Below are 23025 nucleotides of genomic sequence, written 5' to 3'. Positions count from 1 at the left end.
AAAAAAGACACCCCTCGGTGTCTTTTTATTCTTAATCTATTAATCTATTCTACCCCCATTAACTGCAATGTCTCTTCAAGGTCAACCCCCTTAGGTAGCTTCGTCCTGTCCATTTCTTCAACAAGTCCGCCAAAAACAGCATTTGCCAAATCGTCATTGTTATTTTGATAAGGTAATAATGATACTCCTACTGCATAACCTCCTCTTACGATATTGTAAAAATAACTCATTCTGTAAATATAAATTGATTTTTTTATATTGTTCTTTTTTATATATTTCCATTCATATTCAAGGCGGTTTGCAAAGTATTTTTCTATTTCTTCTTTACCTGCATTTTCATTTTCTTCAATATATTTATTTGTAACTTTTACTGCATTTTTATATGCAAAAGAATAATCATATGATGTTACTTCAAACATTACTTTCGTATCATAATTATATTCACTTGCAAATCCTGTTTTATCATCTTCATATTCCGGATTTTTATATTTAAACTGCCAATCTTTTATATGTTTATACACTGGCTTATTAAATATAACAGTTACATCATAGCTTTTATCAGGACACATTAATTCAATAATATCTATTTCTTTTGCATATGTATCCCTTTCATTAAATAAAATCTCATACCCAAAGCTATCTAACCTTCTTTCCATTTTAAATTCACTGTTGAATATAAAATCTATTATACTTGAAAGCATAAACAAAAATAGAAAAAATATAATTAAAATAATTGGAAAAGAAATTTTTTCACCAATAATTATAAGTATTTCTTTTATCTTTTCTTTCATATCATTCTCCTCAAGATAATTATATAATATTGGCAGTAAATTTTTCAAATGTGTTTTAAAACAAAAAAGACACCCCTCGGTGTCTTTTTATTCTTAATCTATTCTATCCCCATTAATTCCATTGTTTCTTCAAGATCAACCCCTTCAGGCAACTTCGTCCTATCCATTTCTTCTACAAGTCCGCCAAGCATTGCGTTTAAGAAATCAAGGTTATCTTTTTGCCCCGGAAGTTCAACTATTTCAAAAGAAACATGCCCCCCTCTACTGTTATTATAAATAACAGAATCTTCTTTCTTATAAACATACATAACGGTTTTTTCTTTATTGTCTATTATTTTCCCTCCCTCATATTCAAGGCGGGTTGCAAAGTATTTTTCAATTTCTTTTTTACTTGCGTTTTTATTCTCTTCTATATATTTATTTGTTGCTTTTACTGCATTTTTATAGGCAAGAGCATAATTATATGAAGTCACTTTTATTTTTACTTTGTCATATTCTTTTTCAATCTCTTTTGTACCTAAATATAAATCTTCAATCTTCTTTTTTTCTTTTGCTTTTGTCTTTTCAACTATATCATAATCGACTTTCTTATTTACATATTTAATTCCATATGTTGGTTTTGGATACATCATCTGCAATATACTTTTATAATCTTCTCCACTTCCGTCCTCTGCCGTTAAATATTCATAACATTTATTACTTAAATCTCCTGTTACAGAATTATCATAAATATTAATAAGAATAACTGATGCAAAGATTAATAATATTGGTATACATATTGCTAATTCTTGAAAAATACTCTTCTTCTCTTTTTTAGACATAATAATGTTCCTCAATTTTATCACTAAATTTATTATAATTATATCACAAAATTTATACACATAATCATAATATAGGTTTCCTTTTTTTAATACAAAAAAGACACCCCTCGGTGTCTTTTTATTCTTAATCTATTCTATCCTCATTAACTGCAAAGTCTCTTCAAGGTCAACCCCCTCAGGCAGCTTCGTCCTGTCCATTTCTTCAACTAGACCGCCAAGCATTGCGTTTACTAAATCCAAATTATTTTCTTGGTCTGGTAGTAATCCTGCATAATAAGTTATAGATGATAATATATCAGGAGAAACACTTGAGTCTATTTCTCCTCTTGCTTTATATATATAATTAACTGATTTATCTTCTGTAACTACTTTTTCACCTTCAATTTTAAGACGATTAGCAAAATACATTTCTATTTCTTCTTTTGTAGCTTCTTTATTATCTTTTATATATTTATTTGTTGCATCCACTGAATTTTTATATGCTAACGCATAATTAGGTGCAATAACTTTAATTTTTAATTTAACATATGTATAGATATCTTTATCTATATCTTTTCTATTTAAAATACTTTTTGGGGGATTATATACTTCTTTTTCTCCTACGATTTTATAGTCAGTATTTTTATCTATATATTTTAGCCTGCTTTTCTGAGCAGAAAAAGCAAGCTTACTGTTTTTTGATGAAAACATCAACTCCATTATCATTCTGTATTCTTGTGCATATTCATTTCCTTCTTCATTTGACAAATTTTCTACACAACTATTTTTTAAACTCTTTTCTACACCTTTATTTGGATTATGATATCCTGAAAAAAATAAATACCATACAACCAAACCTATAAAAATCAAAATAAGAAAAATTGTTGTGTTTATAATTTCTTTTCGTTTATTTTTATTACTATTTTCTTCCATATTTTTCACCTAAATAAATTTTATCACATTAAATTATTTTATATCAACATCTTTATCTTTTTTATAATGAATATCAGGGTCACTATATTTATAAAGCATAGATTTTTTTAATTTATCTTTTACTATATTATTTAATTTATCTTTTGTTAAATCTTTTAATTCTTTCTCTACATTTTTATTTAAATTTAGTGATTTAACAATATCATCTAATTTACTTTTCTTAATAACTTTTTTTACTGGATATTACCCTCCTTTTGTAATAATACTTGCCACTAAGTCCGTACCTGCATATTTTTTCCCTTCGGAAATAGCTTTATCTTTGCTTATAACTTCACCATTGTTAAAAGCTTCTCTTTCAGCTTTTTTCTTCCCTTTTGCACTAACATGAAAAGTATTTCCTGTAATATTATACATATCTTCAAAACTTATAATATCATTATCCACTTTTTTTAATGTATTTATCACTTTTTCAGCTTTTTTACCTTCATTTGCATAATCCAATTTCCTTGCAATACTTGCACCTTTTGTCAATATCGTTTTTCCTTTTTTTACTTTGTTAAAAGGATTAACTATATAATCAAAACTATACTCACCTAAATCATTCAAACCATTTAAATATAATTTCTCAAATCCGCTTGCGTTATCTCTGGCTTTATCTACCGCCATTTCATAACCTGAAGGTGTAAAAGAGTTTTTATTTGCTCCCATATTTACTATTCCTTGAATTGTATCTTTTCCTTTACTCATAAATCCATTTGCAAGTGCATGCCAACCTTTTTGTAAAGGTCCGGAATTTTCTAACCTATTATATACTTCTTTTGCTCGTCTTTCTTCCATTCTAAAAGCAATATTTTCTAAATACTTAGCTTGTGCCTTTGCACCATACTTTCCAAGTATATAATTTGCAGTATCTATTTCTTCTTGATTCATATAATCTAATCCCTTTTTATATCTTGTATCTTGATCAATATCTCTTTTTAAATACCAGCTGTCATCCCTATATGCTTTTAAAGGATTAGTATCATATCTATATCCTGCATTAGTATTATCTGATGCTGTATTCTCTCCTGCTTTTATATATTTTTCTCTATCAGGATCAGACGAATACTCTTGTTCTATTGAAACTGCTTCGTTTTCTTTTGTTGTTAAATCTTTATATTCAGGCACAGCTTTTCCTAAATGTTCTTGTGTGAAGTTCCCACTTGTTGGTTGTCCTGGAACACTGTTATTTGAATACAAAAGATCATTAACATTAGCTTCATTTTGTTTTTCTAACTCTTCTGCTTCTTTTGTTTTATTTTGTTTCTTTAAATTTTCTTTTTCTGTTAAATAACTTTTATAATCAGTCATTTGTTGATTAAATTTATCCTTGTCAAAATTTCCATTTTGTACATAATAATAATTTGCAACATCACTTAAATTGTCCACTGGCTTTGCGTTTGCTTTTTTCTCTTGTGCTGCTTTTTTTTCTGCCTCTTTCTGAGCTTTTAGAACTTGCCCTGCTAAGAAATCTGCTTTATTTCTATTAACAAATGTTTGAGTATTTGCATTTATTTTTTGAATATCTGCGTTTGTTACTCTGCTTCCATTAGATGGATATCCTGTATTTATGTTTACATGGTTTGCTTCATTATATGGTTTATAGTAATTATCCATTACATATTTTGAAACATCACTTACATTTTCAATTGGCTTTGCATTTGCTTTTTTCTCTTGTTCAGCTTTTTTTGCTGCTTCTTTCTGAGCTTTTATAGCTTGCCCTGCTTGGAAATCTGATTTGTTTCTATCAACAAAAGCTTTAGAGTTTGCATTTATCCTTTGTATATCTTCATTTGTTACCATGCTTCCATAAGCTGGGTATCCTCCATTTATTTTTACATTGTTTGCTTCATTGTATGGTTTATAATAATTAGACATTACAGAATTTACTGTATTACTCACCTTTTCTTTATTTGCCTGCATCTGTTTTCTTAATACAGCTTTTTCATCTCTTTGTTTTACAAAATTGTTTGCATTATAATTTATTCTTTGTATATCCTCACTTGTCACTCTGCTTCCGTAACCTGGATAAGCTTGATATAAACTATTATTCTTTGTATTTACAGCACTTCTTTGGTCCATTCCATAAGGTTTAATATTACTTGTTACCTGAGATATTCCTCTTTCTGTAATACCCCTTTCATTATCTTCACTTTGATTTTTAAAAACATTATTCTTTCTCTTTTGTATGCTGTTCATAAGACTTTCCACGCTTTCCTTCGCTTTTGCGTCTCTTATGTTTTTCGGCGGTGCGCTATAAGGATTTATGCCTTTTATGTAACTTTCTATTTTCCCTTTGTTTATCTTTTCTCTGTTTTCTTCTGAAATGTTATATTGATTTTCCTTTAAAAGTGTTGGCTTATTGTTCTTCTTCATATCAATACCGGAATATGGATTTGCCTTTAAGTAAAAATCATCTCCTATTTTCGTATATGATTTATCCCCAAAAGTTCCACCTCTCTGCCCCATATATTTCTTTACATTATAATCAAGGTTATTGTTACTTTTAGAAGAACTGTCGTAACTGTTTGAACTTTTATTTGAAGTCACTGTAGAACCAACACTGCTTTTAATTAACCCCGAAACACCACCGGAAGAACTTTTATTTGAAGATGTATTTTCTTTATTTGATGTTGATTTTACTCTTGAAAACGCAGAGCTTAAACCTCCTCTAATAGCCGAGCCACTATTCCCCATGGCTCTCCCTCCTGATACATATGTACTATAATTTATCTTATATTTATCTTTTTTGTTACTCATTTTATCCCTCCTTAAATAAATATTTTTTTAACAAAAAAAGACACCCCTCGGTGTCTTTTTATTCTTAATCTATTTATCTATTCTACCCCCATTAACTGCAAAGTCTCTTCAAGGTCAACCCCCTCAGGCAGCTTCGTCCTGTCCATTTCTTCAACAAGTCCACCAAGCATTGCGTTTAAGAAATCAAGGTTATCTTTTTGCCCCGGTAATTCCATTATTTCAAAAGCAACATGACCACCTCTACTACTATCATATGATACGGCTTCTTCTTTCTTGTATACATACATTACAGTCTTTTCTTTATTGTCTATTATTTTACTACCTTCATATTAAAGTTGCTTTGCAAAGTATTTTTGTATTTCTTCTTTACTTATGTTTTTATTTTGTTCTATATACTTATTTGTTGCCATAACCGCATTTTTATATGCATCAGCATAATTATATGAAGTAACCTTTATTTTCACTTTATCATATTCTTTTTCAATTTCTTTTAATCCTAAATATAGGTCTTTAACTTTCTTTTTTTCAATTTCTTTAGTTTTCTCAACAATATCATAATCAACTTTGCTATTTACGTATTGAATTCCATATGTTGGATTTGGATACATTATTTCTAATAACATTCTATATTCCTTAGTGCTGCCATCCTCTAATGTTAAATATTCATAACATTTTCCACGCAAATCCCCTTTTGCCGAATTCTTATACAAGGGAAATAAGACTACCAATGCAATTATTATAATAAAATATATATAATAAATATATTTTTTATTTTTTAATGGTTCTTTTGTTCTTTCTTTTTTCATAAAAACCCCTACAATACAACTATTGATTTAATTATAACACATTATTCTTTAATATAAGCTATATCGATATTATTTAAACATAACACAATAGAAAAGACACCCCTCGGTGTCTTTTCTATTCTTCAAAAAATTCACAAGGATTTTCTTTCATCGATTCTTCTAAATTAATTTTTATTTAGTTATATTTTATACGATATATTAAAAACCAAATACTTTATATAAAAATTTTAATATTAAATCATTTTGTTCTTCCGCAGCTTTTATTGCTAACTTTTCTAAAGCGGTACCGTTTTTCTTTTTATTAGATACTGCATAATTCAATGAATCATTATATTCAGGATTATCCATACCAAAAATAGATCTTGTTTTCGTTTTATAATTATCTATTCTACCATTCATATCATCAACTGTTGCAAATCCATATAATGAAGCTAAACTATTTTCTGTTAAATCCATTGCTTGTAAATTATTTCTTGGTGATATCTTAGAACTTAAATAATTCATAAAAATATCTGCAGCCTTTTGTCCATTTTCTCTTGAAATAATAAATGCAATTTTTCTTTCATATATAGACATATTTTGAATTTTTTCTACACTCTGGTTTCTAAATGCAGGATTAGTACTTAATGCTAAAGGATTATCAAATGCTAAGTTTTCACCTCCATATTTTTTTAGATTTTTTTCAATATTTTCTCCCCCATATTTTTTCTCAAATTTTTCAACTATCATTGCTTTTTGTTTATCACTCATATTATCAATTTTTTCTATTTTATTTTTTCCAATAATATCATCAGGAATTGCATCTTTATAGTTACCATAATCAACAGCATTATTCATAATGCTATCTATCGTTGACTTTGGAATTGCTGTCGTTGTATGATCTTTTTGGTATTTTTTTCTATTATAATAATCATATAAAGTTTTAATTTTAAATGCCGCCCATAATGAATCTTTATATTTTTGGGCCTCATATGGTGTTGCTTTTATAAAATCATCATATTTTTTATTTAATAAATTTACATCATTTATCGACATTTTACTTCCATAAACTGGATTTTTATTTAACTTTCCTATATTCTCGATATACTGTCTAAAGTCACCTACATTGGCTACCTTTTTATTTTTTTGTTTTTCAAGTTCTTTTTGCTTATATATTTCTTCATTTTGTTTGTTAATTTTATTGTTAATATTTTTAATTGTTAAATCCGAAATATTATTAATTCTTTCAGTTGCTTTACGAACTTTATTAGCATTATCATAAACTTTATTTATACTTTTTGTTTTTTCATTAAATCCAGATTTATTTTGTAGAAAAGGAGAAGAATTTTTCATTTTTTCATTTTCTAACATTATTGAACTATTATCGTTACTTTCATTTACATGACTATTTTTGCTACTGAGAATATTTTTTTTATTATCTTGATTAAAACCATAATTATTTACATTTTTAGATATTTCCTTTATACTTAACAAATTCTTATTTTGCATACTTTTATTATTCATAGGTTTTATTATTGAATTTATGTTATTATTTAATGTTAATTTATTTGTATCTGTTGTATTATTCTCTTTAAATCCATACCCTAATTTATCTGCTTTTATATTGCTAACATTTAAAGGAACGTTTTTTATTCTGTTCATATTATCTCTTTGTTTTTCTAATGTTGAAGTTTTCAATAACGAATTCCCTTTATTTATTGCTTCATTCTTCCTCTTCTGTATGCTGTTCATAAGACTTTCCACGCTTTCCTTCGCTTTTGCGTCTCTTATGTTTTTCGGCGGTGCGCTATAAGGATTTATGCCTTTTATGTAACTTTCTACTCTTCCCTTGTTTATCTTTTCTCTGTTTTCTTCCGATACGTTATATTGATTTTCCTTTAGAAGTTTAGGCTTATTATTCTTTTTCATATCAATACCGGAATATGGATTTGCCTTTAAATAAAAATCATCTCCTATTTTCGTATATGATTTATCCCCAAAAGTTCCACCTCTCTGTCCCATATATTTCTTTACATTATAATCAAGGTTTGTGTTACTTTTAGAAGAACTATCGTAACTGTTTGAACTTTTATTTGAAGTCACTGTAGAACCAACACTGCTTTTAATTAACCCCGAAACACCACCGGAAGAACTTTTATTTGAAGATGTATTTTCTTTATTTGATGTTGATTTTACTCTTGAAAACGCAGAGCTTAATCCTCCTCTAATAGCCGAGCCACTATTCCCCATGGCTCTCCCTCCTGATACATATGTGCTATAATTTATCTTATATTTATCTTTTTTGTTACTCATTTTACTCCTCCTTAAATAAAAAAAGACACGAAATGTGTCGAAAATTTAATTAATTTTTTATTTTTTGTAATATTTTAAAATGTATGCTCCAAATGAATAATTGTAAAATTCAAATGAAACAATCCACCACTCTTTCAAAATATCCACCATCGCATTTAACACCATATCTCACAACTTAAAACACATTAAAAATCGTAACCTGCTTTTATCTTCAATGCCCCAACCCCTAACATTAAACCTATAAAAACACATTCCTCTATTTTTAACCACCATGTTCTATTACCCTACATAAAATGCCAAATTGGTTAGGCTCGGGGTAGCTTTTCTGACAGTAAAACTCGGGTAGAGTTTTACGTAGTCATCGAAAAGCGTTATAAGCCCTCACGGTGATTGAGTGAAAGTAATTTGACTGTTTACTGTTTCAAAGAAACAGCTGAGTTTTTATAAAAACTCAGAAAGCTGAAAGCTTTAAACAACATGAGCGATTTTTTAAGAAAAAATTGCGAATGACATAATTAATAGTTTTTCTTTGGAAAAATACTGGTCGCTCTTTAGAGCGAAACCCTAAAAATCTATAGTCTACTTTTTACCACCATATCCAACTCTTTTAAATCAAAACCATAAAACGCATAACCGTTTATTTAACCACCATGTTCTATTACCCTACATAAAATGCCAAATTGGTTAGGCTCGGGGTAGCTTTTCTGACAGTAAAACTCGGGTAGAGTTTTACGCAGTCATCGAAAAGCGTTATAAGCCTTCACGGCACTTGAGTGAAAGCCTTTTTCCCATATTTTTGGGCTTCGGCAAAAATATGGTCGGGTTGTTAAGGGCAGACAGCCCTTAAAATAAGGGTTCTTAAGGGAGTATCCCTTAAATATACCCCACCCCCTAAAATAAAACTATGAAACTCTTAACCTAACATTTTACTATAATGTTCCATATCACTATAAAAAATCACAACCTAAACAGCTTAGGTCGGGGTAGCTTTTCTGACAGTAAAACTCGGGTAGAGTTTTACACAGTCATTGAAAAGCGTTATAAGGCACTTCTCCCAGAAGTGTCCTTTTTACCTCTTTTTTTGGACAAGCAAAAAAAGAGTGGGGTTCTTAAGGGACTATCCCTTAAAATAAGGGTTCTTAAGGGAGTATCCCTTAAATATACCCCACCCCCTAAAATAAAACTATGAAACTCTTAAACTCACCTTTCACTACCATGCCCTACATTCTTAAATAAAAACATTAAAAACCATAACCAGATTTTAACCACCATGTCCCACCCCTCTATAAAACATAATCTAAACCGTTCGGCTCGGGGTAGCTTTTCTGACAGTAAAACTCGGGTAGAGTTTTACGCAGTCATTGAAAAGCGTTATAAGGCACTTCGCCCAGAAGTGTCCTTTTTACCTCTTTTTTTGGACAAGCAAAAAAAGAGTGGGGTTCTTAAGGGGTGAAACCCCTTAAAATAAGGGTTTTTAAGGGAGTATCTCTTAAATTAGGGGTTTATAAGGGGCAAAGCCCCTTAATTATTATTAATTATTCAGATGTATTTTATCAGGTGATAAATTTAAACTTCTTCTTGGCTGTTTACTTCCTGTATTTGCATTTATGTTCCCCATACTGCCAAGTTTGTTCATGTTATCCATACCATTACTACCCATTCCCTTTAAACTTGCAGCCTTTAAAAGTGCAGAGTTTAGGGCAGAAGAAGACAAACCTTGAGGTGAATCAGCCATACTTTCATCTTTATCCATAACAGAAGTATCCATCATGGCTTTTTCTTGTTCTCCCTTTTGTTGAATTTTCATTATCTTGTCTTCTTCTTTCTTCCTTTCTTTTACTATGTTCATTAATGCTTCTTTTGGTATAACACTGTCAACAGGAAGATTTTTCGCATACTCTTCAAAGGTTATATGACCGCTGTTAAGCATATTTCCAAGAGCTGTTTCTCTTGCGTATTTATCAAAAGGAGTGTTTGGAGAAATATCTATTTTAATGCTTACTTTTAATTTTTCTATTGTCTCTTTGTCAATAATTCTGCTTACATATATTTCTTTGTCTTCTCCCTTTTGGTCCTTTTCGTTTTCTTCCATGTTCTCTATGTCGTCATCTCTTCCAACAATAAAATTATTTCTCTTTTCTTCGTTTTTAACTTCACTTAAAGGTTTCTTTATTATTATTCTTTTTCCCTCTTTTGGTGTGTATACCTGCCACATCTCGAAAATTATCCCTGCAACATCTTCAAGGAAATCTTTAAATCTGATTAGTTGTTCCGTTAAGTTTTGTTCACTGTTTTGTTGAACCGCCAAAATAGCTTGACCACTGGCTCTTTCTGGGTTAACATCCCCTGTAACAGAATCTCCGGCACCTGCAAGGTCTTTTGTATTTTGTATAAGCTCATCTTGAAGTGACTTACTGTCAGGACTCATGGTAGCAGGATTTAAGTATCCCGCTACTTTTCTTACATCATCAACAGTTTGATTGTCGGTAAATATTGCGCTGCCTACTTTTGTAATACTGTCAGGGTTACTGATTTTCTTGCTGTCAACAACAAGTTTCGGATAAGCCCCCATCATTACCGCAAGAGACCTTCTTGTAGCTGTCTTGTTAATCTCGATTTGGTTTGGTATAAGGTTTATTACTTCACCCATTCCTCTGGCACTTCCTTTTAATTCCTCCCAAACAAAATGAGCAATAGGATACTTCTTAAGTCCTAAATCTCTCTCTTCTTCAATAACTGCATTTTCGGTGGATTTCTTAAACCAAATGTGACCGTCTTTTTTGAAGAATTTACTTATTACAAGAACCATGTTGTGTAATTCTTCTTTTGCATAATCCCCGGCTTGTTCTTTTGTTTTGTTATCACTCATTATCTTTTGAATGTCATCTTCCGTTAATTTGTTAAGACCAAGCTCTTTGTTTTTTCTTGCAAGCCTTTTTACACTGGCAACACTCTGTCTTGTTGTAATTAATATGTACTCTTGATCGTTAATATCGGAGTTGTTTTCATTTTCATAATAAATATTTGTCTTGTTTACAACTTCCGGAACAATCTCATTTTCCTCTACATCATAGTTTAAATAAAGTATACCCTCTGAGTTAATGCAGGCATCTTTTAATATATCCCTTGAAATTGCGTTAATTTTCTTGTTCTCCCAAAGAATCGAAGTATATTCGTTTAATTTAGAGCAAAGATCAGACATCTTCACTTGAAATCTCGCATCTTCAAAGTTGTTGGGTGAAAATACAACACCGTATCCGTTACCGTTTATTACCCCCGTTTTGTATTTAACAATCGGTTTAATTATGTTGTAAGTTATAGGAGAAATAACTCCGCTTTCAACACCTTTCCACTGATCTCCGTTGTAAAAACGATAAACCTTGTCTGTTTCTTCATATACATTTTTCTTGCTTAAAAAATCCTTTCCTTTTTCATATAAGGCCCATTCGCCTGTCTTTTTGTAATTCTCATTTTCATACATAATTTATTCTCCTTTATTTTTTATTCTTAGTATTAATCTCTTATTTTTTGTAATTTCAATAAACTGCTAAACTTCTGTTATATTTTTAATCTACACACTCTTTTTTTACCTGTTATAATATTTCTAATCTCCATCCATATCCCCCTTACATCTAATACATCAAAAGCCATAACCAACATTTCAAATTAATGTTCAAATATCTTACATAAAAAATACAACGCCTTTATTTATCTTTTATACAAACACCTCAAACATATTGGGGTAACGGTAGCTTTTCTGACAGTAAAACTCGGGCAGAGTTTTACGTAGTCATCGAAAAGCGTTATAAGGCACTTCGCCTAGAAGTGTCCTTTTTACCTCTTATTGTGACTGTTTACTGTTTCAAAGAAACAGCTGAGTTTTTATAAAAACTCAGGAAGCTGAAAGCTTTAAACAACATGAGCGATTTTTAAAAAAAATTGCGAATGGACAAGCAAAAAAAGAGTGGGGTTCTTAAGGGGTAAAACCCCTTAAATATGGGGTTTAAGGGGCAAAGCCCCTTTGTATTCACGGCGTTTGAGTGAAAGAATTTTGTCCAGTATTTTTTCTTTGGAAAAATACTGGTCGCTCTTTAGAGCGAAACCCTAAAACGCCACGCCTAGTGGCGCCCTTTTATTCGACTTTTTTAGGCGAGTAAAAAAGTCGTGGGGTTCTTAAGGGGTAACACCCCTTAAATATGGGTTGTTAAGGGAGTATCCCTTAAATATATCCCCCTAACATAGTTAAATTAGTCGGGGTGGCGGTAGTGGTCGTTTCAAAAATCTCGGGTAGAGATTTTGAAAAATCCTTAACCTTACATTTCACGAAAATATCCCCCACCTCACATAAACAGCTCGGGGTAGCGGTAGCTTTTCTGACAGTAAAACTCGGGCAGAGTTTTACGCAGTCATCGAAAAGCGTAAAAGGCCCCACGCCTAGTGGCGCCCTTTTATTCGACTTTTTTAGGCGAGTAAAAAAGTCGTGGGGTTCTTAAGGGGCAAAGCCCCTTATATTAAACTTTCTTCTGCCCCCTGCTTGTACCGTCATAATTTTCAATATTGCTAAGTGCAATATTCATTTTGTTAAAAGCTTCTTTTTCTTCCTTTGTCATCTTTACCTTGCTTGTTTTTAAAAAAGGCTTAATACTGTTTCTCTTTTCTTCTTTCTTTTCACTAACACTTTTTAAACCTAGATTATAAGCAAAAAGCACCATAGCCATGCTAATAAATCCGTAAATAATTAAACATATAATAATTAAATTCATTTTCTTCCTCCTTTTTTTGTTATGTTTAAAATCTGTTTCAAAATTTTTCTACATACCTTACCTCCTTAAAATAAAATAAAAAAAGAGCAAAAAGCTCTTTGTAAACAAAATTTAAAATGAGTAATAAAAAAGGAGCATAACGCTCCTAAAATTAAAATGTATTATTAAACTAAAATACAAACTCAAATCATATTTTAGCTTTAAAACTAATATAGTAAATTATAAAATATGTACTATTTCAGCAATAAATAAAACTCGCATAAATACTTTTGTAGTCATAAGTATCATTTTACAAAATTCTTAAATATAGTAACAATAAAACACTAAAAAACCCCTAACCTAACATTTAACAACCACCATGACCTACAAACTTACATACAATCCATTCAAACCCTAAACTCCCATTTAACAACAATGTCCTACCCCATTCTAAATAAAAGCAGATAATAAGGCAGGTCGGGGTAGCTTTTCTGTCCGTAAAATGCGGGTAGCATTTTGCGAGACATCGAAAAGCGTCAAAGGCTCCACGCCCAGTGGTTTCCTTTTATCCAAATATTTGGATAAAAAATGTCCCACCCACTTACATACAACGCTAAATTATATGGGCTCGGGGTAGCATTCCAGCACTAAAAATACGGGTAGTATTTTTAGTAAGCTTCGGAATGCGTTATAAGGCACTTCGCCCAGAAGTGTCCTTTTTACATCTATAGGACAAATAAAAACACAACCTACATTTTTCTACCATGTCCCACACCCTAAAATAAACACCACTAACTAAATGTTTAGCTCGGGGCAGCGGCAGCACTCGTTCATAGAAAACCTTGTAGATTTTTCATGAAATCCGAGTGCGTCAAAGGCTCCACGCCCAGTGGTTTCCTTTTATCCAAATATTTGGATAAAAAATGTCCCACCCACTTACATACAACGCTAAATTATATGGGCTCGGGGTAGCATTCCAGCACTAAAAATACGGGTAGTATTTTTAGTAAGCTTCGGAATGCGTTATAAGCCCTCACGGCGTATGAGTGAAAGCATTTTATCCAGTATTTTTTGCTTCGGAAAAATACTGGTCGCTCTTTAGAGCGAAACCCTAAAACTCCACGCCCAGAAGTGTCCTTTTTTCCTCTTTTTTTGGACAAGCAAAAAAAGAGTGGGGTTCTTAAGGGGTAACACCCCTTAAATATGAGGATGCCCCTTATTTATTATTCTCCTCTTCTTCCATCATTTCTTTTACAATATCAGGTCCCTTCTTTTTCTCTGGTGGCTTTTCTCTTTCAAAAATCATATAATCAGCTTCACTTCCAACAGCCTTTTCCAAATTCCCAAAGAAATAACTATAAAAATAATTATCTATATTAAGTTTATAGTGACATTCTCCATTTTCGTCATAATAGGTTTCATAAGTTATTGTCGTTTTTTTCTTTGGGTCTACTCTGGTTTTTGTAGACATATCTACATAGTTTCTATAAAGATTTTCAGTAAATATTTCTCCCTTTTCTCCTTCCGTAAGATATTTTTCTTCACTTTCAATATCTTTTATGGTTTCTTCAAGGGCTCTATTATAAATTTTTTCATAATCAGGACTGTCAAATATAAGTTTTATTTTTTTCTTATCCCTATCTATTTTCTCTATACTAAAGCCTACACTCCTAAAAGCAACTTCAATATCTTTCTCTTTATCACCCGTAGGATCTGCAAAAGTGGACATAACCTCCCTTGATGCCTCGTAATCACTCGGCATATCTCCTTTTACTATATCGGTTTTAACATCTTCAATAAGTCCCTTTAATTCTTCATAATATTTAAACTCATCACTTACTATAAGATAATCACATGGATTTTTTTCTATCTCATATGCTAACCCGCCTGTTAGTGCACTATATAAATCCATATTACCATTTTGCTTCTTAAGAGGTACTACGGTCATATTTGCTCCAATCCCTCTGCTTGAAGATTTATCTGACATATTTTTATATACTACATTTTCTGTAATTCTATCTTTTTCCATTACATTTCTGTATTCTTCTTTTAAATTCTTATTTAACAAATCATTCTTTTCTTTTTTGTTTTTTATGTTTTTTTCTTTTATCTGCTTATCGGTTTTCTCTTTTGCATTTTTATATACTTTTCCATAATTGTAAGCATATATCTTTAAAGTTACTTCTCCATTTTCAAAATCTTCTCCAGGCTCATGGTCATTAATATCATGTTTATTTAAAGTAGGCTCTATTGTTATGTTTTCATGTCCTATTTCCAGCCAATTCTCACCAAACAATCTCTTTAAAATCTCTCTTGACTCGTTAAGCTCAGGATATTCTACTTCATCTCCAAAATTCCAGTACATTTCCTTTGCATTTACTTTTATACTTTTACAATAACTTGCGTCTATATCCCCTCCAAAAAATAAATCCTCTATTATATTTGGATTATTTAAAACTACCAATGCAATTAAAAATATAAAAAACAAATTAAAAGCTGTTTTCATTAAAAATTTTTTCATAATATTCCCTCGATTATTTCATGACTTTATTATAACATAAAAAATCACCTTCTAAGCAATACTTAAAAGATGATTACGCATTTATAAATATTCTGTATAACAAAAGAACTCTAGCAGAAATCTACATGTTATAATATCCAATCCACTTACATAAAAATCACGAAACCCCTAACCTAACATTTAACCTCCATGACCTACAAACTAACATAAACCATTCAAACCCTAAACTCCCATTTAACAACAATGTCCTACCCCTTCTAAATAAAAGCAGATAATAAGGCAGGTCGGGGTAGCATTCCAGCACTAAAAATACGGGTAGTATTTTTAGTAAGCTTTGGAATGCGTTATAAGGCACTTCGCCCAGAAGTGTCTTTTTTACATCTATAGGACAAATAAAAACACAACCCATTTATTTATCCATTTATCCCACCCCTATAAAAAAACTATAACCTAAACAGCTCGGGGCAGCGGCAGCACTCGTTCATAGAAAAATCGGGTAGATTTTTCATGAAATCCGAGTGCGTCAAAGGCTCCACGCCCAGTGGTTTCCTTTTATCCAAATATTTGGATAAAAAATGTCCCACCCACTTACATACAACACTAAATTAGGTGAGGAGGGGTAGCATTCCAGCACTAAAAATACGGGTAGTATTTTTAGTAAGCTTCGGAATGCGTTATAAAGCACTTCGCCAAGAAGTGTCTTTTTTACATCTATAGGACAAATAAAAACACAACCCATTTATTTATCCATTTATCCCACCCCTATAAAAAAACTATAACCTAAACAGCTCGGGGTAGCGGTAGCACTCGTTCATAGAAAAATCGGGTAGATTTTTCATGAAATCCGAGTGCGTTATAAGCCTTCATGGCGTATGAGTGAAAGCATTTTATCCAGTATTTTTTGCTTCGGAAAAATACTGGTCGCTCTTTAGAGCGAAATTTACTTTATTATCATATAATCAGCTTCACTTCCAACAGCCTTTTCCAAATTCCCAAAGAAATAACTATAAAAATAATTATCTATATTAAGTTTATAGTGACATTCTCCATTTTCGTCATAATAGGTTTCATAAGTTATTGTCGTTTTTTTCTTTGGATTCACTCTATTGCTTTTGTAGAATTTTATATACATTTCGTTAAGTTTCTCAGTAAAGATTTTTCCTTTTTCTTTTTCATTTAAATCATTTTCATTATCAATATCAATTTCAGTCATTATAATTGCCTGATTATAAATATACTCAAAATCAGGACTATCAAATATAAGTTTTATCTTTTTCTTATCCCTATTAACTTCTTCTATACTAAAACCTACATTTTCCATTATAATTTCAATATCTTCTTCTTCCTTAGTTTCGTCTTCAGGATCCACTAAAACAGACATAACCTCCCTTGCTTCTTCGTAATCACTCGGCATATCTCCTTTTACTATATCGGTTTTAACATCTTCAATAAGTCCCTTTAATTCTTCATAATATTTAAACTCATCACTTACTATAAGATAATCACATGGATTTTTTTCTATCTCATATACTAACCCGCCTGTTAGTGCACTATATAAATCCATATTACCATTTTGCTTCTTAAGAGGTACTACGGTCATATTTGCTCCAATCCCTCTGCTTGAAGATTTATCTGACATATTTTTATATACTACATTTTCTGTAATTTTATCATTTTCCATTACATTTCTGTATTCTTCTTTTAAATTCTTATTTAACAAATCATTCTTTTCTTTTTTGTTTTTTATGTTTCTTTCTCTTATCTGCTTATCGGTTTTCTCTTTTGCATTTTTATATACTTTTCCATAATTGTAAGCATATATCTTTAAAGTTACTTCTCCATTTTCAAAATCTTCTCCAGGCTCATGGTCATTAATATCATGTTTATTTAAAGTAGGCTCTATTGTTATGTTTTCATGTCCTATTTCCAGCCAATTCTCACCAAACAATCTCTTTAAAATCTCTCTTGACTCGTTAAGCTCAGGATATTCTACTTCATCTCCAAAATTCCAGTACATTTCCTTTGCATTTACTTTTATACTTTTACAATAACTTGCATCTATATCCCCTCCAAAAAATAAATCCTCTATTATATTTGGATTATTTAAAACTACCAATGCAATTAAAAATATAAAAAACAAATTAAAAGCTGTTTTCACTAAAAATTTTTTCATAATATTCCCTCGAAATTTTTATAGCTTAATTATATCATAATAATTATTTTTTATTATCTTTTTCTTCATTTGCCATATATTCATTTATTTTATTATTAGCATTTACAACTGTAGACCATAAAGTATCTTTACCAATATCTATTCCATACTGTTTAAAAATAGTCTTCATATCCATATAATCAATTTGATTTAAATATGTAAGCAAATTATCAGAAATATTATATTTAACCCATGCATCAGCAATATCAGGCATCATTCCTAATGCTAAACTTTTATTTGCATCATAAAAAGCTTTATCTTGTGCTTCTTTTATAGATATATCTAAATCATAATAATCATAATTCAAAGAATGGCTATAAGATTTTCCCCAAGCAATATTATAAGCTTCAAACTTTCCAATTAATGGAAAAGATGTATTACCTGCATCTATACAAGAATCTGTTATAGTATCTGCTACTCCTTCAAAACCATATATAATGATTTTTTGTTCTTCTGTTCCCTCATGTTTTAAACGTTCCAAAGCAGCACTTTGCCCTCTTTTATAAAAGGGATTAAAATTCGTGCCCATAACTCGCCCCGTTTGAAACCCACCTTCAAAATTTCTATATAAAGATTCCTCTATAGTTATTTTTATAAGATAATCATTACCATACGTGGCAATATCGTCAAGAGTCTCTTGCTCTATCCTGTCAGAAACAACAAGAGCCATTGCATAAGGAATCTTAGCTTTCATTACATCATTATATCCAGTTTTATCCTCTGCCATATGATCACTCATTGCAACATAAAGCATTTTTCTTTCTTCTTCTGTCATACTCTGCATAAGAGAAATATCAACATCTTTTAAAACAGGATTTTTCTTTAATGCTTCTATATTACTAAAATCTAAGTTTTCAGCTCCTTTTTTTTCAAGCATAATATTTACAGCACCTGGCTCTCCATATTCTTCTTTCAATAATTCCTTTGTTTCCTCGCTAACTTTACGGCTTATATAATCATCTATGGCACCTCCAGCCTCACCATAATACTGTTTTTTGCTAAAATCTCCATATCTTGGAGCACCTTTTGCCGACTGTACAACTTTATCAAAATTATCATAAAGGTTTTCTCTATTTTGTTTTTGAATTTCTTCTTCTGCCCTTTTCTTTTGTATATAAGGCTCAAATACTTTTTCATTGTATATATCTGTCGAAAACCTTTTTGTAAGATCCCCCGGTCTTCTAGGGGCACTATTAATCTCGGCATAAGTTTTGGTGCTGTTCATAGGCTTTGCATTATTAATAACAGAAGAATAATCTGCTTTCTGCTTATTTTTATTTCTACTTTGAAATTCATCAAAGCTCATATGGGTTCTTAACGTAGGATTCTTTAAACTATGTAAATCTTTTTTACCACCCATATTCAAACCACTGTTTTTTAAAATTAAGTTTTGTAATTCTTGGTTTTTCTTTTCTTCCGGCTCCCTTATGGTTTTTGGGTCATAAGAGGTTATATAAGTTTTATTATTATTTTGATTTATAAAATCCATTCCCAATTTTTTATTTTGAGTATATGTATTTTGATAAGTCATAAAATCCTTATTTACATTTGAATTTTGAGTATAGACTTTGGATTTTAAATTTTTATCCCCTTTATATACTATGCTGTCAGTATTGACTTTTTTGTCATTATTTGTCGAATTATACATATTACCATTTAAACCGCTTTTTGAATATATAGGAGCACTCTTTTGTTTTAATATTTTAGCACTATTTTGTAATCCTTTATTTATATAATTATAACTTTGTTTATAAATATCTGCTACACTTTTATTTATCGCTTCTTTTTGTTTTTGTTCCTTTTGTTCTTTTTGTTTTTGTATATTATAATAATTTTCAAAACCCATTTGGTTAAATGGTTTAATATTATTATCTTTAAATTGAGTACTTCCCTTATTTAAACCACTATTTTTAAAATCAGAATTTGCATAGTCTTTCGTATTAATACTTGAACCAGAATTACCATTACTAAAATTTTTATTATTAAAAGCACTCTTAACTCCTGATTTAAGTGCACCTGCAACATTGTTTGCACTTTTATATGCCTTATTATTTACATTCCAATTATTATTTCTTCTTGCCTTTTCAAGGCTTTCTTTATTTATTGTTTTTATAGAATTACTAATTGTTCCAGCCGATTTTTTTAATATTTCATCAATATATTTATTTCTCATTTTTCCCTCCTTTTTTATCATTTTTAAATAAATTTGATTTCTATATTTCTAAAATAAACTTCATTTTTACGTATCTTTCAAAATTTTTACCTCCTTAAATACTTAATTTTTTTATAAAACCTAGCAATAAAAAAAGAGCAAAACACTCCTAAAATAAAATTATATTATCAAACTTAATTACAAACTTAAATCATATTCTACTGCCTAAAACCAATATTATGAATCATATTCTAACAACAAAAAACTGTCATGATAAATCTTAAGTTATAATACTTGCTATTTCATCAATAAATAAAACTAAAATAATTACTTTTATAGTAATAAGTATCATTTCAAAAAAATATTAAATAAACTAACAATAAACCACATCAAAATCCATAATCTTAATTTACATACCATATTCCACAGCATTACATAAAGTAATGAAACCATTAACTTTATATTTTACCACCATGACTTGCAAATTTTCATAAAATCCATTCAAACCCTAAACTCCCATTTAACAACAATGTCCTACCCCTTCTAAATAAAAGCAGATAATAAGGCAGGTTGGGGTAGCATTCCAGCACTAAAAATACGGGTAGTATTTTTAGTAAGCTTTTGAATGCGTTATAAGGCACTTCACCGAGAAGTGTCTTTTTTACATCTATAGGACAAATAAAAACACAACACCTTTATTTATCCATTTATCTCACCCCTATAAAAAAAACTATAACCTAAACAGCTCGGGGCAGCGGTAGCACTCGTTCATGGAAAAATCGGGTAGATTTTTCATGAAATCCGAGTGCGTTATAAGCCCTCACGGCGTATGAGTGAAAGCATTTTATCCAGTATTTTTTGCTTCGGAAAAATACTGGTCGCTCTTTAGAGCGAAACCCTAAAACCCCACGCCTAGTGGCGCCCTTTTATTCGACTTTTTTAGGCGAGTAAAAAAGTCGTGGGGTTCTTAAGGGGTAACACCCCTTAAATACGGGTTGTTAAGGGCAGACAGCCCTTAAGTAAGGGGTTTAAGGGGCAAAGCCCCTTACTAACCTTTAATCCGTCAGCGTAACCTTAATAGTCTTATTTACTTCCTTATCCTCTTCGTCTTTAAATACTCCGTATCTCTTTCCAAGTAACTCCGCAGCCTTCATGGCATAACTAAGCTTTGTTGGAATTTGAACTACTTTAGGTGTTTCTGTCTTTTCTTTTACCTGCTTAAATTCCCCGGGCTCAACTTCCCTATAATCAACTTTTTCCTCTTTGTAAGTCACTACAACATCTTCCATCTCTTCCCTTCTCATAACCGATGTTAAATATTCCATTACTTCCTTTATATCTGCCACATCATCTGACTTTGTCTTATTTAAAACCGAGTTCATATATTCTTTTATAAGGGGGTTTTTAAGATTTCTCGATGCAATACTCCCTGCACATTCCTTGCTGTAACCTGCCTTTAATGCTGCATTATATCCGTTTAATGATATTAAATATTCATCGGCAAAAGCCTTTTGTCTTTTTGTAAGTTCCTTTTTCTTCTCCATTTTTTCCTCCTAATATAAAAACAGAGCCTAAAGCTCTGTTTCCTGAATTATTTTATTTATTTCTTCTTTTTTTGACTTTATGTAGTTTATAACATAAATCAAAAAGTAAAAATATAATTTATAGTTTAACTTATTATTTTCTGTACTAAATTTTACCAATGTAAGAGTTGTATCTTCTATTTTACATTTTATATTATCTGTAATTTCCCTTTTCAAATCTGCATTTGATAATTCCTTTATATCATTATCCAGTAATTTTATTATTACCTCATCTGATAACTTGTTTTTTTCATTTACTAAAAATTTTATTATTTCTTCCTTTAAAGAATTATTTATTATGTCTATTAAAGATTCAATAACTTTACTATTTTTAATTTTTTTTCTTATATCTTGATATTTTTTATATAAATTTTCACCATTAGCATATTTTGATTTTATTGTTCTCTTTGAAAAATAAGGATAAGTTTCAAAATGTAAAAAAGTTTTGCCTTCTTCTACTTCCAAATGTATGTTAAATTCTAATTTTTCTTCATTGTTTTCTTTGTATTTATTACTGCCATTATCATCCTTTTTTTTCAATATTAAATCACTTTTAAATTTTAAATCACGAAGTGAAATCTGACAGAATTTTTTCTTATAGTAATTACCCAAACAGGCATAAATGTTTTCATCATTTTGAATAAAAGTTGGATAATATCCGTTTATCATTTTTAGTAAATATTCAATATAATTTTCAATGGTATTTGAAGAAAATATTTTTTCGTGTTCTTTCTCCACTTCTTCTGCATTCTTTTTACCAAATAAATCAAAAAAATCTTCTTCCAAAGGTGAATCACCCATTTTTTTAAGCTGCCAATAATAAACTCTTTTAAATTTATCACTTGTGAGTTCATAAAATGACTTATCTGCTGTAAGATAAATATAATATTTATGCTCATAATCTTTATAATCGTTTTTGTCTTCGTCTTCGTTTTCTATGCAATCTAAATATCTGCCTGTCTGATTGTTTCCCTCTAAGGAATAGACTTTGTTTTCAATACAGTAGACAGCATACTTACTTCCATCTTTTTTTTTTACCGTTATAAATATATCTGCCTTATTTTTTTTATTAAGTTCCTTTTCAACCTCGACCTTTATCCCCTCTAAATCCAATTCTTCATTACCCGCTATTTCTTCATAATCTTCATAAGCCTCTTTTGCAATCATATCAAGAAAACGTATATCTTTTTTTATACAGTTTGCAAAAAATCGACTCATAACGATTTCTTTACTTTCCACCCCTAAAATTTTAAATATGTTAGTTTCTAAATTCCTTATCATCACACATTACCTCACTTATTCATTTACTATAATACCATATTAAAAGTATATTTACGTACCAACATACTCCCAAATTTATATTCTAAATTTAACATATTTTTAAAAACCTATCT

At 30.2% G+C, this 23025-nt stretch carries 14 protein-coding genes; all 14 read right to left on the bottom strand.

The window, feature by feature from the left end:
- Positions 1–44 precede the first annotated feature (44 nt).
- Positions 45–791: a hypothetical protein gene (locus V2W16_RS01165; RefSeq protein ID WP_329380135.1), complete on the bottom strand. Its 747-nt coding sequence runs from the start codon at positions 789–791 to the stop codon at positions 45–47.
- Positions 792–889: 98 nt separating this feature from the next.
- Positions 890–1612 (bottom strand): hypothetical protein, encoded by a 723-nt coding sequence (locus V2W16_RS01160; RefSeq protein WP_329380132.1) that lies wholly within the window; start codon positions 1610–1612, stop codon positions 890–892.
- 129 nt (positions 1613–1741) lie between these two features.
- Positions 1742–2524, bottom strand: a complete 783-nt coding sequence (locus V2W16_RS01155; RefSeq protein ID WP_329380129.1) for a hypothetical protein — start codon at positions 2522–2524, stop codon at positions 1742–1744.
- A 243-nt stretch (positions 2525–2767) separates the two neighbouring features.
- Complete coding sequence (locus V2W16_RS01150; RefSeq protein WP_329380125.1) at positions 2768–5323, bottom strand: hypothetical protein; 2556 nt, start codon at positions 5321–5323, stop codon at positions 2768–2770.
- A gap of 77 nt (positions 5324–5400) precedes the next feature.
- Positions 5401–5610: a hypothetical protein gene (locus V2W16_RS01145; protein WP_329380121.1), complete on the bottom strand. Its 210-nt coding sequence runs from the start codon at positions 5608–5610 to the stop codon at positions 5401–5403.
- Positions 5611–5652: 42 nt separating this feature from the next.
- Positions 5653–6129, bottom strand: coding sequence for a hypothetical protein (locus V2W16_RS01140; protein WP_329380118.1), 477 nt, complete (start codon positions 6127–6129; stop codon positions 5653–5655).
- Positions 6130–6327: 198 nt separating this feature from the next.
- The gene (locus V2W16_RS01135) at positions 6328–8421 is read right to left on the bottom strand and encodes a hypothetical protein (protein ID WP_329380115.1); all 2094 of its coding nucleotides are present in this window, start codon (positions 8419–8421) and stop codon (positions 6328–6330) included.
- A gap of 1531 nt (positions 8422–9952) precedes the next feature.
- Complete coding sequence (locus V2W16_RS01130) at positions 9953–11902, bottom strand: hypothetical protein (protein WP_329380112.1); 1950 nt, start codon at positions 11900–11902, stop codon at positions 9953–9955.
- 1030 nt (positions 11903–12932) lie between these two features.
- Positions 12933–13184 carry a hypothetical protein gene (locus V2W16_RS01125; RefSeq protein ID WP_329380109.1) on the bottom strand — a complete coding sequence of 84 codons (252 nt, stop codon included), beginning with the start codon at positions 13182–13184 and terminating at the stop codon, positions 12933–12935.
- Positions 13185–14379: 1195 nt separating this feature from the next.
- Entirely contained in the window at positions 14380–15684 is a 1305-nt protein-coding gene (locus V2W16_RS01120) for a hypothetical protein (RefSeq protein WP_329380106.1), read from the bottom strand.
- 940 nt (positions 15685–16624) lie between these two features.
- Entirely contained in the window at positions 16625–17857 is a 1233-nt protein-coding gene (locus tag V2W16_RS01115; protein WP_329380101.1) for a hypothetical protein, read from the bottom strand.
- A gap of 43 nt (positions 17858–17900) precedes the next feature.
- Entirely contained in the window at positions 17901–20069 is a 2169-nt protein-coding gene (locus V2W16_RS01110; RefSeq protein WP_329380098.1) for a hypothetical protein, read from the bottom strand.
- Positions 20070–21103: 1034 nt separating this feature from the next.
- Complete coding sequence (locus tag V2W16_RS01105; protein WP_329380095.1) at positions 21104–21592, bottom strand: terminase small subunit; 489 nt, start codon at positions 21590–21592, stop codon at positions 21104–21106.
- A gap of 27 nt (positions 21593–21619) precedes the next feature.
- Positions 21620–22912 carry a PD-(D/E)XK nuclease family protein gene (locus tag V2W16_RS01100; protein WP_329380092.1) on the bottom strand — a complete coding sequence of 431 codons (1293 nt, stop codon included), beginning with the start codon at positions 22910–22912 and terminating at the stop codon, positions 21620–21622.
- Positions 22913–23025: the final 113 nt, after the last annotated feature.

Source organism: Anaerofustis butyriciformans, from assembly GCF_036289385.1.
Taxonomy (GTDB): Bacteria; Bacillota; Clostridia; order Eubacteriales; family Anaerofustaceae; genus Anaerofustis; species Anaerofustis butyriciformans.
Note: the sequence above shows the minus strand (reverse complement) of the source record. Positions and strands in the feature narration are given on the sequence as shown.

Coding starts and splice junctions, on each gene's coding strand:
- V2W16_RS01135 (WP_329380115.1), bottom strand. CDS start 8,421: ATGAGTAACAAAAAAGATAAATATAAGATAAATTATAGCACATATGTA.
- V2W16_RS01105 (WP_329380095.1), bottom strand. CDS start 21,592: ATGGAGAAGAAAAAGGAACTTACAAAAAGACAAAAGGCTTTTGCCGAT.
- V2W16_RS01120 (WP_329380106.1), bottom strand. CDS start 15,684: ATGAAAAAATTTTTAATGAAAACAGCTTTTAATTTGTTTTTTATATTT.
- V2W16_RS01130 (WP_329380112.1), bottom strand. CDS start 11,902: ATGTATGAAAATGAGAATTACAAAAAGACAGGCGAATGGGCCTTATAT.
- V2W16_RS01155 (WP_329380129.1), bottom strand. CDS start 2,524: ATGGAAGAAAATAGTAATAAAAATAAACGAAAAGAAATTATAAACACA.
- V2W16_RS01100 (WP_329380092.1), bottom strand. CDS start 22,912: ATGATAAGGAATTTAGAAACTAACATATTTAAAATTTTAGGGGTGGAA.
- V2W16_RS01160 (WP_329380132.1), bottom strand. CDS start 1,612: ATGTCTAAAAAAGAGAAGAAGAGTATTTTTCAAGAATTAGCAATATGT.
- V2W16_RS01125 (WP_329380109.1), bottom strand. CDS start 13,184: ATGAATTTAATTATTATATGTTTAATTATTTACGGATTTATTAGCATG.
- V2W16_RS01145 (WP_329380121.1), bottom strand. CDS start 5,610: ATGTATGTATACAAGAAAGAAGAAGCCGTATCATATGATAGTAGTAGA.
- V2W16_RS01140 (WP_329380118.1), bottom strand. CDS start 6,129: ATGAAAAAAGAAAGAACAAAAGAACCATTAAAAAATAAAAAATATATT.
- V2W16_RS01165 (WP_329380135.1), bottom strand. CDS start 791: ATGAAAGAAAAGATAAAAGAAATACTTATAATTATTGGTGAAAAAATT.
- V2W16_RS01110 (WP_329380098.1), bottom strand. CDS start 20,069: ATGAGAAATAAATATATTGATGAAATATTAAAAAAATCGGCTGGAACA.
- V2W16_RS01150 (WP_329380125.1), bottom strand. CDS start 5,323: ATGAGTAACAAAAAAGATAAATATAAGATAAATTATAGTACATATGTA.
- V2W16_RS01115 (WP_329380101.1), bottom strand. CDS start 17,857: ATGAAAAAATTTTTAGTGAAAACAGCTTTTAATTTGTTTTTTATATTT.